The following is a 12,501-nucleotide window of genomic DNA, read 5'->3' as shown; positions in this document are numbered from 1 at the left end:
GGCCTTTGCGTGAACTTAAAAACTAGTGCGGTCTGCGCCCTTCAGGCCCAGGATCGCGCGGGCCTCTGTGGGGTTGGCGACATCTCTGCCCAGACGCTCCACGATTTCCCGAATTCTGGCAACCTGTTCTGCATTGGATTTCGCCAGGACGCCTTTGGACAGATAAATGCTGTCTTCCAGCCCGACCCGCACATGCCCGCCCATGGCTGCGGCGATGGTCGTCAGGGGAATCTGGTGACGCCCCGCGGCCAGGACCGAAAACTGATAGTCGGTGCCAAACAGGGCATCGGCGGTTTGCTTCATATGCATCAGATGGGACGGGTCTGCCCCAATACCACCCAGCACGCCAAACACGAACTGAATGAAGAAAGGTGCCTGGACCAGACCGCGATCGGCGAAGTGGCGCAGCATGTACAAATGGCCCACATCATAGCATTCAAATTCAAACCGTGCGCCACGGTTCTGTCCCATTTCTGTCAGGATATGAGCGATGTCGCGGGGGGTGTTTTTGAACACCAGATCATCGCTGTTTTCCAGAAATGGTTTTTCCCAGTCGTATTTCCAGTCGGTGATCCGATCAACAGCCGGATACAGGGCGAAATTCATGCTGCCCATATTCAGGGAACACATTTCCGGTTCCACCTGCAACGGGGCTTCCAGCCGCTGGTCCAGGGTCATGGTCGCGCTGCCGCCGGTGGTCAGGTTGATCACAGCATCGCTGCGTTGCTTGATGATCGGCAGGAAGGCCATGAAATGCTGGGCACTGGCGGAAGGCCGACCATCCGCCGGGTCCCTGGCATGCAGATGCAAAATCGATGCGCCAGCTTTTGCGGCATCAATTGAATTCTCCGCGATCTGTTCCCCTGTAATGGGCAGGTAGGGGGTCATGGAGGGCGTGTGTATGGACCCCGTAACCGCGCAGGTGATGATAATCTTACTCATAAAGGGGCCTCACTTACGCTGCGGCAGAGACGGGCAGATCCACCTCTTTCGCAAAATCGCCCAGCGCTTCAGTCAGGGTTGTCAGAACTTCCCCGACCTGTTCTTCGGTAATGGTCATCGGGGGGCAGACCAGGAAATGATCGCCTTCATATCCGCCGCGCGTGCGCCGGGAATAGATGATCAGTCCCTTGTCATAGGCAATCTCAACCAGCCGATCAAACGCCGCCAATTGCTTTGGCAATGGGAGCATTGTTCTGCGGTCCGACACCAATTCAAAGGCCAGCAGCAACCCCTTCCCCCGCACATCACCAATGAAGGGGAACCGATCCATCAGCTTTGTCAGGCCCGCCTTCAGCAGGTCACCCATGGCGGTCGCATTGACCATCAGGTTCTGACTTTCAATTTCTTCGATCACCGCAAGTCCTGCCGCGCAGGCCAGCGGGTTTCCTGCATAGGTGAAGCCATGGATAAAGCCGCCCTTGTCCAGCACAGGTTCCACCAGGCGCTCATGCGCAACCATCGCGCCCAAGGGGGAATAGCCTGCTGCAAACCCTTTGGATACGACCAAGATATCGGGGGCGACGTCCCAATGCTCGGCCGCAAAGAATTTCCCGGTACGTCCGCCGCCGGTCATGACCTCGTCATGGATCAGCAGCACGCCATATTTGTCACAGATTTCACGAATGCGCTGGGCATAGCCAGCCGGAGGCACCAGCGCACCGGTCGACGCGCCGCCCACGGGCTCCACGATGAAGGCCAGCACGGTTTCCGGCCCTTCCTCCAGGATTTTTGCCTCCAGCATATTGGCGTAATACAGCCCAGTCGCTGGATCATCGGCGTTCAATCCATCCAGATAGGCGCGAGGGGCCGGGATCTTTGGCATGGATTTCATCATCGGGTCGAAAGGGGCGGTCATCGGGGCATAGCCGGTCAGCGCCAGCGCACCAAGGGTGCAGCCATGATAGCTGGGCATGCGGGAAATCACCTTGTAGCGCTGGGCCTGACCAATCGCCAAAGTGTATTGCCGGGCCAGCTTGGTGGCGCTTTCAACCGCCTCGGACCCGCCGGAGACAAAGAATACCCGCTCCAGGCCGGGTGGGGCCAGGGCCGCAGTCTTGGCCGCCAGGCGCTCAGCCGGTTCCGTTTCAAAATGCAGGCGATAGCCGAAGCTGGATTTCTCCATCTGGGCGCGCATCGCTTCCAGAACGCGGGGATTGGAATGACCGATATTGCAGACCATCGCGCCGGATGACCCATCCAGATAGCGCTTTCCATCAACATCCCACATATAAACGCCCCGCGCCCGATCCAGAACCGGGCGGCGGCGACGGGTTTGATAAAACAGGTGACTCTTAGGCGGTGTGCTCATTCCTGGTTTCCTGGTAAGGCGGTGCAATCGCGACCGCGCAGATGAACGGATACTGTGTCTCCTTCGGCGAATGGATGCTGATCGATCATGTTGATGACCTGCATCTGATGTGCGCCGACACGGACGAAATAGCGCGCCGCCTGACCCTGATAGTCAACCGCTTCAATGGTGCCTTTCGCGGTGATTCCGTCCTGCGGAGCAGAACCATCTGACGACAGGGTTACCTTTTCTGCCCGAACGACAAATTTGACAGGACCTTTCCTGTCCAGCTTCGGGGCGCGGGATTTGGGAATGCTCAACCGGCCCAGATCCGGCACGTCCAATGAAACCTCCGTGCCATCCAGGTCCAGACACTGGGCCGACAGGATGTTGGATGTGCCCAGAAAGCTGGCGACGAATTCGCTGGCTGGCGTGTTGTAAACCTCTTCTGGCGCGCCGATCTGTTCGACCCGACCATTGGACATCACGACCACATGATCACTCAGCGCCAGGGCTTCGGACTGGTCGTGGGTCACAAAGACTGTGGTGACACCGATGCGGTGTTGAATGCGTTTCAGTTCCACGCGCATATCTTCGCGCAGATTGGCGTCCAGCGCGGACAGGGGTTCATCCAGCAACAGGACGTCTGGTTCGATGACAATCGCGCGGGCCAGCGCGATACGCTGCTGTTGCCCGCCGGACAAGGCCTTGGGATAGCGGTCACCAACATGGGGCAACTGCACCAGATCCAGGGCCGTTTTTACTTTCTCTTCTGCATCCGCTTTCGAGATGTTGCGATATTTCAGCCCGAAGGCGATGTTTTCTGCGACAGTTTTGTGGGGGAAAAGCGCATAATTCTGAAACACCAGACCCAGATTGCGCTTGTGGATCGGCACATCATTCATGCGCTTGCCCTTGATCTTGATTTCCCCTTCGGTGGGGTCCAGCAATCCGGCGATCATGCGCAGGGTCGTTGTCTTGCCGCAACCAGACGGCCCCAGCAAGGTCACGAAATTCCCTTCCGGAATCTCCAGCGACGTTTGATGCAGGGCAGTAAAGCTGCCGAAGCGTTTTACGATATCTGTTAGGGTGACGGCGCTCACGGGCTGTCTCCGATCTACGGGTTCACTTAGGAATTCCAAGGTGCCGGGGGTGGATCGTAACCCACCCCCGGACCTGTTTCAGGCTTAATAGCCTTTTTGGACGCGACCAAAGGTCTTGGACCAGTCCTGCTCGTTCCCGTTCCAGTAATCTGGATCGGCAAAGGTCAGGCCGGACAAGGTGCCGGTCGGGTCAAAGGCGGGCAGAGTTGGGATTTTCTTGCCCAGATCAACCTTCTGCGGGTCCAGCGCTGGCGGATAGTTCTGTCCTTCCGCGACGGCGATGGAGGTTGCCGGATCCAGCATGAAGTTCAGCAGTTCTTCACAGGCTTCCATGGGGGAGCCTTTCAGAACGAACAGACATTCCTGCCAGCCAAAGCCGTTGGGCGGATCCATATAGCCGATGTCATGACCCTGCTCCTGCAAGGCATAAATGCGGCCAGACCAGCCTTCGGTGACATAGATTTCTTCCTCTGCCAGCAGGCTCATCAGTTCAGCGCCGGAAGTCCAGTATTTCAGGGCTAGGTCGCGATGTTTGCGCACCGCATCCCAGACGGCATCCATATCCTTGATGTCATTCGGGTCCTGACCGGTTTGCAGGGCCCCCATCCAGATGCGCGTACGCCAATCGCTCCAACCGCCGATTTTGCCTTTCAGCTTTTCGTCGATCAGGATTTTGGCACCCTTTTCCTTCATCTCTTCATCAGAGATATGCTTGCGGTTATAGGCCAGGCCGGTCGTGCCATAGTCATAAGGCACGCAGGACAGCTTGCCGTCCGACACCTTGCGGAACACGTCAGATAATTTGGGAATGACGTATTGCAGGTTGGGAATATTGTCTTCATTCAGTTCGGAGCTGAGGCCCAGATTGTGGTACCGGGCATAGTCAAACACGCCGGACAGATGGGCGATGTTATATTCGCCGGGCTGGCTGGCTTTCACGCGGGACAGATATTCATCGCCCCCGCCGAAGGTGCCATCGACAACCTCAATGCCCGTTGCCTTGGTATAGGGACCAAACGCATATTCCCGGAAGGCTTCAGAGACGACACCGCCCCAGCCATCGAAACGCACCTGGCTGACTGCTGCCAGGGCCCCTTTGTTGAAGGGGGTTTGCACACCATAGGCCAGACCGGCTGCACCGATCAGACCCAGGAAACTGCGCCGATCCAAATCGCCGTTTAAATAGCGTTCGCGAAGGCGTTCATACCGTGTTGTGTTATCCATGCTCATTCTCCTGTTCAAGGTTGGGTTCATTAAGCTTTACGCGGTTCTAGCCGCCGCGTTTCATGGCCATGCGTCGGGCAATCGCTGCACCCAGCAGCGGCAGACCAACGGTAAGGGCGATCATCACGCTGCCCAGCGCATTGATCTCAGGAGAGATCGAATTGCGCAGCATCGCGAAAATCTGAGTGGGAACGGTTTCTACGCCACCGGGCTTCCAGAACAGTGTTCCCGTGATGTCGTCAAAGCTGATCGTGAAGGCAAACAGCATGCCCGCGAAGACCGCAGGCGCCAGCAAAGGCAGCGTGATCTGAAAGAAAGTCTGGATCGGGCTTGCCCCCAGGCTTAAGGCGGCTTCTTCCATATCGCGGCGAATGCCCACCAGCCGGGCCTGAACCACCAGAATGACGAAGGGCAGGGTGAAGATCACATGCCCCATCAACAGCAGGAAGAAGCTCTTGTTGATCGACAGGAAATTCAGGAACAGCAACAGGGCAACCGCCAGCACGACCTCTGGCACCAGGATCGGCGCGATCAGGCATGTGGAAATCAGGTTGCTGCCCGGCACCGTGTAGCGCACCAGCGCAAGACTGGCTAAAACACCCAATGTCGTCGATATCACAGCCGTCAGTGCACCCAACACAAGGGATGTTTGAAACGCCCGCAAGATCGCGTCGTTATTGGCCAGTTCGATAAACCAGCGGAAGGACAGGCCTGTCATCGGGAAGCTGCCGAACTGGCTGGCGTTGAAGCTTAACAGCACCACCACCGCGACCGGCAGGAACATGAACAGATAGACCAGAATGGTCCATAGGCGGATCAATGACCATCCCATCAGCCCAGCCCCTTCATCAACTGCGCCATGCCCAGATACTTGTTATAGATCAGCACCAGCGCGCCCAGTACGGCCAACAGCATCAGCGACAGCGCAGAACCCAGCGGCCAGTCCAATTGGGTGATTATCGCCTCGTAGACCAGATTGGCGAACATGGCATCGGTCGGCCCGCCCAGCACCAGGGGCGTGATATAGGTTCCACATCCAAGCACGAAGCACAGCAACCCGCCCGCCGCCAGTCCAGGCAGCGACAGGGGAAGGGTAACTTCCACGAAGCTGTTCCAGCGTGTCGCGCCCAGGGAACACGCGGCGTCTTCCAGCGACGCATCAATCCCTTCCAAGCTGACATAGACATTCAGCACCATAAAGGGCAGCAGGAAGTGAACCAGGCCCAGAACGACCGTTGCCTGATTATACAGCATCTGGATCGGTTCATCGATCAGGCCAATCGCAAGAAGCGCTGAATTCAACGCGCCAGATACGCCCAGAATGTTAATCCAGCTCATCGTGCGGATAATGTAACTGATCCAGAATGGCAGCATCAGCAACAGCAACAGGATCGCCTTGTTACCTTTGGAACGGGCGATGAAATAGGCGGCCGGATAGCCCATCAGGGCACAGACAACGGTCGTGATCACCCCGATCTTCAGCGTATAGAGCAAGATGTCGCGATAAAAAGCGTCCGACAGTGCCTCACGCCAATTGTCCAGGAAAAAGCCAACCTGATCTGCGCCTGTGGCGGTTCTCAGCCAGAAGGAATAGACCACGATGAACAGCAAAGGTACGAATAGCAGCAACGCCACAGCGGTGAGCGCTGGCGAGAGTAGAATCCAAGGCTGACGCGCTTCGCGCGCTTCTACCGACATCCCTGAGCCTCCATTTCTTATTACAGAAAAGGTTGCATGCGGTTTACTATTCAGCAAATAGATAGTTAGAATGATGACTATAGATTTGAGGAATGGTAATATGGCCCTGTATCCCAGCCCGGAACGGCTTGCCCGCGATCTTGATTGGAATCTACTGCGGACATTTCTGATCCTGGCGGAATCCAACAGTGTCACGGATGCGGCGGAACGGCTCAGCCTGAAACAACCCACCGTTTCTAATGCTTTGAAACGGTTGGAAGATCGCATAGGGAAAAAACTGATAGAGCGCTCCCCCGGGCGGTTTGAACTGACGGAAGCGGGGCGGTTGCTACAGCGGGAAGTAATCGACATTCATGGCATGATCCTGCGCCTGGGAACTGTCATGCGCGATGTCACGGATCAAGTGCGCGGTCATGTTCGCATTGCCATGGCCAGCCATGTGATCTCCCCCCTGTTTAATGATGCGCTGACAGCATTTCACACCAATCATCCGCTTGCGACGCTGCAAATTGACGTCTCTGCCAGTCGGGAGGCGACAGCCGCCGTGCTGGCCCGCCGGGCATCCATGGCTGTATGTCTGGTGAAAGATCCAAATCCGAAACTTGAATATCGGCGGCTGTATCGTGAGTATTTCGGACTGTTCTGCGGCCCCACACATCCGCTGTTCGGGCGGCTTAATCTGACAAAGCAGGATCTGGTCGGCCATTCATCGGTCAGTTTCGTGACCGATCAGATGGGGGATGCCTTGCGCCCTGTCACCTTGATGCGGGCGGCTGCCCAATTGGACGAGCGGGTTGTGGGGACGTCTGCCCATTTGGAAGAGGTGCGACGCATGATCGTCGCAGGCCTGGGGGTGGGTCCCTTGCCAATTCATGTTGTGCGGCGGGATATCGAAGACGGGTTGCTGTGGCGCATTCCCCCCTATGAGGATCCCCCGGCGATAGACGTTCATGTCTTGTGGAATCCAAAGGCCAAGATGAATAGGGCGGAAAGCGCCTTGCTGGAGTCCTTACTGGAACAGATCAATATCACGCCGATTGAGCAGCGCACCTATTTATAGGACATCTCAGGACGGGTCGTTATTGCCCAAAACGCGCAGCTGTCAGGCCGTCCATATCGATTTCCGGCTTTTTATCCATGACCAGATCCGCAACAGCACGGGCAGAACCACAGGACATGGTCCATCCCAATGTGCCATGACCGGTATTCAGGAACAGATTGTCATACCGTGTCGGACCGATCACCGGCGTGCCATCGGGCGTCATGGGACGCAGACCGGTCCAGCCTTCCGCCTTGCTGACATCTCCGCCTTTGGGGAACAGGTCACTGACGACATGGCGCACACTGTCGGTCGCATGCCCGCCCAATCGCTTGTTATAGCCAATGATTTCCGCCTGCCCGGCAACGCGGATGCGATCGCCCAGTCGGGTAATCGCGACCTTATGCGTTTCGTCCATGATGGTCGATTGCGGGGCTGCGTCGGAATCCGTGACGGGCAGGGTGATGGAATAACCCTTTATCGGATAAATCGGCAGGCGAATACCAATCGTCTTTAACAGGATCGGTGCATAGGGACCCAACGCACAGACATAGCGGTCGGCGGTTTCCAGACCCTGTTCCGTCTCCACCCCGATGATCTTACCCTTTTCGGAAACGAACCGATCGATCACGACATTGTAATGAAATTCCACACCCAGCTCTGCGGCTTTTTCCGACAAAGCCTGGGTAAAGGCACGGCAATCGCCGGTGCGGTCCGCCATCAGGCGCAGGCCCCCGACAAATTTATCGGCGACATGGCGCAGGCCCGGCTCTGCCGCGATACAGCCATCCCGGTCCAGTACTTCATAGGGCGAATTGAATTGATCCAGCACGGCCTGATCCGCCTTCGCTGCCTTGACCTGCTTTTCGGTGCGGAACAATTGCAGCGTGCCTTGGTCTCGTTGATCAAAGTCGATGGTGACCTCGTCCATCAATTCGGTCAGGGCATCGCGGCTATAGTTTGAAACCCGCACCATGCGGCTTTTGTTCAGGGCATAGGATGCCTCGTTACAATTCATCAATAATTGCAGGCACCATTTCCACATGGTCGGACTGATCAGCGGCCAGATGAACAGGGGGCGATGGCGCATGAACAGCCATTTCAGTGCCTTCAGGGGAATGCCGGGCGCTGCCCAGGGGCTGCTCATGCCATAAGACAACTCCCCGGCATTGGCGAAGCTGGTTTCCATACCGGGGCCGCGCTGGCGGTCGATGACCACGACTTCCGCCCCTTGCCGGGCCAGATAATAGGCCGTTGTGACGCCAATGACCCCAGCCCCTAAAACAATAACACGCATAACATCCCCTGATATCCAGCCTGCTGGCGCGGATCAATCGTGTGTGATTTTGTCAGAAGATGGCACAGCGCTGTGGATTTGAACAGGGGCACCCCCATGTAATAGGCGACAGGTTGAATGCCTAAACCAGACGGATGGGAGACTGCAGCAATGACCGACACGATGCGCCAGGAATCAGATGCCTTTGGCAGTATTGATGTGCCAACCGCGAAATATTGGGGTGCCCAGACACAACGCAGCCTGCAGAATTTCCGGATCGGGACGGAAACCATGCCGTTGCCGCTGATTCATGCGCTGGGCATTGTTAAGCAGGCTGCTGCCCTGACGAATATGGAACAGGGTTTGCTGGATAAGCGTCTGGGAATGGCTATTGTGAATGCCGCGAAAGAGGTCGCCGATGGTGCGTTGGATGCGCATTTCCCCTTAAAGGTCTGGCAGACCGGGTCTGGCACACAAACCAATATGAACGCCAATGAAGTCATCGCTAATCGCGCTATTGAGGAATTGGGCGGGGTTTTGGGGTCCAAAGACCCCGTGCATCCCAATGATCATGTCAATCAGTCACAATCGTCCAACGATACCTTTCCCACCGCGATGCATATTGCGGCGGTGCGCCAGCTGCACTCAGAACTGGTGCCTGCCCTGACGTATCTGCATCGCCTTTTGGCGGAAAAGGCGACCGCCTGGCAGGAGATTGTCAAGCTGGGCCGCACCCATTTGCAGGATGCGACACCCTTGACCCTGGGGCAGGAGTTTTCCGGCTATGCCCGCCAGGTTGAATTGGGATTACACCGGTTGGAGTCCTGCCTGCCGCGCTTGTATCCCCTGGCGCAGGGGGCAACGGCGGTGGGGACCGGGCTGAATTCTGCACAGGGCTTTGCGGATCGTTTTGCCGTGCATGTCTCGGAATTAACAGACCTGCCGTTTGTCAGCGCGGAGAATAAATTTGAAGCCATCGCGGCCCATGATGCGATGGTAGAAGTCTCTGGTGTGCTGAACACAATCGCGGCGGGTCTGTTTAAGATTGCCCAGGACATTCGCTTCCTGGGATCGGGGCCGCGGTCCGGCCTTGGGGAACTGATCCTGCCGGAGAACGAGCCGGGGTCTTCGATCATGCCGGGCAAGGTTAACCCGACACAGTGTGAGGCTATGACCATGGTCTGTGCTCAGGTGATGGGCAATCACATGACCGTCACCATCGCGGGCAGTCAGGGTAATTTTGAATTGAACGTGTTTAAGCCTGTGCTGATTTTTAATGTCCTGCAGTCCATCCGCTTGCTGACCGATGCCAGTCGTTCCTTTGGGGAAAACTGTATCGAGGGCCTTCAACCGGATCGGCAGCGGATATCGTCGCTGATGGCGCAATCCTTGATGCTGGTGACCGCGTTGGCCCCGCATATCGGCTATGACAATGCGTCGAAGATCGCAAAGACAGCCCATAAGAATGGTACGACGCTGCGCGACGAAGCGCTTAATTCAGGGCTGGTGACGGGCGAACAATATGACGACTGGGTCGACCCACTGGCCATGACCGGGCCAACAGACACGGCGGCTAAATAGACTTCTGGTTCACGCGTTTGGACAGGTCCTGGGCGCTTTCAACCCGTTCGGAATATCGATCCACCAGATAGTCGGAACGTCCCCGGGTCAGGATGGTGAATTTCATCAATTCCTCCATCACATCGACCATGCGATTGTAATAGGGCGATGGGGTCATGCGCCCGTCTTCGTCGAATTCCAGAAAGGCCTTGGCGACGGAGGATTGGTTGGGGATGGTTATCATGCGCATCCAGCGCCCCAAAATGCGCATTTGATTGACCGTATTGAAACTCTGTGACCCACCGGAAACCTGCATCAAGGCCAGGGTTCGCCCCTGGGTCGGACGAAAGCCGCCAATTGGGGCCAGTGGCAACCAGTCGATCTGTGTCTTCATCACGCCCGTCATCGCCCCGTGACGTTCCGGAGAACACCAGACATGTGCTTCAGACCACAACGACAATGTGCGCAATTCCTGGACCTTTTCATGGGTATCGGGCGCATCATCGACCAATGGCAGGCCGGATGGATTGAAGATTTTTACCTCTGCCCCCAATTCGCGCAAAACCATCGCCGCTTCTTGCGTCAATAAACGCGAATAGGATCGGTCCCGCAGTGATCCATACAGCATAAGTATGCGGGGTGGGTGGGTCGGCTCACCCGCATGCGCCAAACGACCGATATCAATGGGGTGCAGCTGGGGTTTCTGGATGTTGGGAAGCGTGTCGTTCATGGAGCGATAATTATGTCGCCATCTTCTTTTGTAAAGCGTGTGCCGGGCGGAACCTGCAGCAGGGGAAACACAGCCTCTGACGGGCGGCACAATCGAACACCCGTTTTCGTGCAGACGATGGGTCTGTTGACCAGAATGGGGTGTTGCACCATCGCATTCAGGATCATCTCGTCAGACACAGTTGGATCGGTCAGCCCCATTTCCTCAGCCGGTGACTTTGAAACTCTCAACGCATCGCGTGGCGTCAGGCCTGCTGCCGCGAACAATCCCAGTAATTGCTCCCGGGTCCAGCCGGTTTTCAGGTATTCAATGACAGTCGGCTCTCCCGCAAAGGCGCGGATAATCGCCAGCACATTGCGGGATGTGCCACAGTCTGGATTGTGATGGATAACAATACTCATGCGTCATTCGCCTCACTTTTAGGAGTATTGAATTGCCAGTTGCAATACGCCAAGGCCAACACGGCGGCCACCAATTGGGCGGCAATAAACCAGGGCACATCTTCGGGACGGATCCCCGCAAAGGTATCGGAAAAGGCGCGCGCAATGGTGACGGCCGGATTCGCAAAGGATGTTGACGCAGTAAACCAATAAGCGGCCGTGATGTATAAACCAACAGCCATGGCAACTGCTTCTTTCTTAACCCGGATTGTTCCTAGGATCGTCATCACCAATCCAAATGTTGCCACAGCTTCTGCAAAGCATTGCGCCCCGCCACTGCGTATTTTCTGGGAAAATTGCAAAACCTCTTCGCCAAACATCAAATGCGCAGCCCAAACGCCGACCAAGGCTCCCAGAACCTGAATGCCGACATAGCCAAGGCCCTGTTGGACGGAAATTTCTCGCTTTAAGGCGAAAACCAGGGTTACGGCCGGGTTAAAATGCGCCCCGGAGACAGGTCCGAATTGCGTGATCAGAATGATCAGGATGGCACCGGTGGGGATGGTGTTGCCCAGAAGGGCTACCGCCACATTCCCACCGGCTAGCGTTTCCGCCATAATCCCTGAGCCGACGACTGTAGCCAGCAGAAAAGCAGTGCCAACAAACTCCGCCGCCAGCTTACGAAACAGCGTGGTCACTCTTTCGTTCCGATATCATTTAGCCTCTTCTGCAGTGAAAGCTTATCGATGCTGTTTATCGGCAAAGAGGTGAAGACTGATATCCTGGAATTCAACATGCGATAGGTGTCAGAGAAGGCCAGGGCTTTCTCCGGCTCAGTCCCTTCCGCTTCTGCGGGGTCAGGAACACCCCAATGTGCAGACATTGGTTGGCCAGGCCAGACTGGGCACACTTCCGCAGCGGCATTGTCGCAGACGGTGAAGACAAAATCCATTTCCGGGGCGCCAGGCTCTGCAAATTCCGCCCAGTCTTTTGACCGCGCAAAACTTGTATCGAAATTCATTCGCTTTAACAGGTCGATGGTTTGTGGATGAACCACCCCTTTGGGGTTTGATCCTGCTGAAAATGCCTTGAACCGGCCCTGGCCAAGACGGTTCATAAGGGCTTCGGCCATAATGGACCGCGCAGAATTTCCTGTGCACAGAAACAACACATTGTAGACATGTTCACTCATGGTTTCCTC

Annotated in this window: 13 protein-coding genes; 2 read left to right on the top strand and 11 right to left on the bottom strand. The window is 56.3% G+C overall.

Going from position 1 to position 12,501, the window contains the following annotated elements; all coding sequences use genetic code 11:
• Window positions 1–15: 15 nt before the first annotated feature.
• The 6 genes from ACOSDR_RS09640 to ACOSDR_RS09615 all read right to left on the bottom strand — a co-directional run bounded on the left by ACOSDR_RS09640 (window position 16) and on the right by ACOSDR_RS09615 (window position 6,315).
• Window positions 16–942 (bottom strand): 3-keto-5-aminohexanoate cleavage protein, encoded by a 927-nt coding sequence (locus ACOSDR_RS09640; RefSeq protein ID WP_420722829.1) that lies wholly within the window; start codon window positions 940–942, stop codon window positions 16–18.
• 13 nt (window positions 943–955) lie between these two features.
• A complete protein-coding gene (locus ACOSDR_RS09635) occupies window positions 956–2,311 on the bottom strand; it encodes an aspartate aminotransferase family protein (protein WP_420722830.1) in 1,356 nt (451 codons plus the stop codon).
• On the bottom strand, window positions 2,308–3,393 hold the full coding sequence (locus tag ACOSDR_RS09630; RefSeq protein WP_420722831.1) for an ABC transporter ATP-binding protein: 1,086 nt from the start codon (window positions 3,391–3,393) through the stop codon (window positions 2,308–2,310). Before ACOSDR_RS09630 ends, ACOSDR_RS09635 begins: the two co-directional genes overlap by 4 nt.
• 84 nt (window positions 3,394–3,477) lie before the next feature.
• Complete coding sequence (locus ACOSDR_RS09625) at window positions 3,478–4,617, bottom strand: extracellular solute-binding protein (protein ID WP_420722832.1); 1,140 nt, start codon at window positions 4,615–4,617, stop codon at window positions 3,478–3,480.
• Window positions 4,618–4,663: 46 nt separating this feature from the next.
• Window positions 4,664–5,449 (bottom strand): ABC transporter permease, encoded by a 786-nt coding sequence (locus tag ACOSDR_RS09620; RefSeq protein WP_420722833.1) that lies wholly within the window; start codon window positions 5,447–5,449, stop codon window positions 4,664–4,666.
• Window positions 5,449–6,315, bottom strand: a complete 867-nt coding sequence (locus tag ACOSDR_RS09615) for an ABC transporter permease (protein ID WP_420722834.1) — start codon at window positions 6,313–6,315, stop codon at window positions 5,449–5,451. The genes ACOSDR_RS09620 and ACOSDR_RS09615 overlap by 1 nt, the downstream gene beginning before the upstream one ends.
• Before the next feature lie 100 nt (window positions 6,316–6,415).
• Here ACOSDR_RS09615 and ACOSDR_RS09610 point away from each other — a divergent pair, with 100 nt between their 5' ends.
• Window positions 6,416–7,375 carry a LysR family transcriptional regulator gene (locus tag ACOSDR_RS09610; RefSeq protein WP_420722835.1) on the top strand — a complete coding sequence of 320 codons (960 nt, stop codon included), beginning with the start codon at window positions 6,416–6,418 and terminating at the stop codon, window positions 7,373–7,375.
• A gap of 19 nt (window positions 7,376–7,394) precedes the next feature.
• Here ACOSDR_RS09610 and ACOSDR_RS09605 read toward each other — a convergent pair whose 3' ends face one another.
• Entirely contained in the window at window positions 7,395–8,651 is a 1,257-nt protein-coding gene (locus ACOSDR_RS09605) for a D-amino acid dehydrogenase (RefSeq protein ID WP_420722836.1), read from the bottom strand.
• A gap of 150 nt (window positions 8,652–8,801) precedes the next feature.
• On the opposite strand from ACOSDR_RS09605, the gene fumC reads away from it, so the two are divergent.
• On the top strand, window positions 8,802–10,211 hold the full coding sequence (gene fumC, locus ACOSDR_RS09600) for a class II fumarate hydratase (protein WP_420731090.1): 1,410 nt from the start codon (window positions 8,802–8,804) through the stop codon (window positions 10,209–10,211).
• On the opposite strand, the gene arsH is transcribed toward fumC, so the two are convergent.
• From arsH to ACOSDR_RS09580, 4 genes are read right to left on the bottom strand one after another with little or no spacing between them, the layout of a single operon-like run.
• Window positions 10,204–10,920, bottom strand: coding sequence for an arsenical resistance protein ArsH (gene arsH, locus ACOSDR_RS09595; protein ID WP_420731089.1), 717 nt, complete (start codon window positions 10,918–10,920; stop codon window positions 10,204–10,206). The two genes, fumC and arsH, sit on opposite strands and share 8 nt — an antisense overlap.
• A complete protein-coding gene (gene arsC / locus ACOSDR_RS09590; protein WP_420731088.1) occupies window positions 10,917–11,321 on the bottom strand; it encodes an arsenate reductase (glutaredoxin) in 405 nt (134 codons plus the stop codon). Before arsC ends, arsH begins: the two co-directional genes overlap by 4 nt.
• On the bottom strand, window positions 11,318–11,998 hold the full coding sequence (locus tag ACOSDR_RS09585) for an MIP/aquaporin family protein (RefSeq protein ID WP_420722840.1): 681 nt from the start codon (window positions 11,996–11,998) through the stop codon (window positions 11,318–11,320). The genes arsC and ACOSDR_RS09585 overlap by 4 nt, the downstream gene beginning before the upstream one ends.
• Entirely contained in the window at window positions 11,995–12,492 is a 498-nt protein-coding gene (locus tag ACOSDR_RS09580; RefSeq protein WP_420722841.1) for an arsenate reductase ArsC, read from the bottom strand. Before ACOSDR_RS09580 ends, ACOSDR_RS09585 begins: the two co-directional genes overlap by 4 nt.
• Window positions 12,493–12,501 lie beyond the last annotated feature (9 nt).

Source organism: Hwanghaeella sp. 1Z406 (assembly GCF_048892425.1).
Lineage (GTDB): Bacteria > Pseudomonadota > Alphaproteobacteria > UBA8366 > Aestuariispiraceae > Pacificispira.
This window is presented reverse-complemented; position numbering and strand designations above follow the sequence as displayed.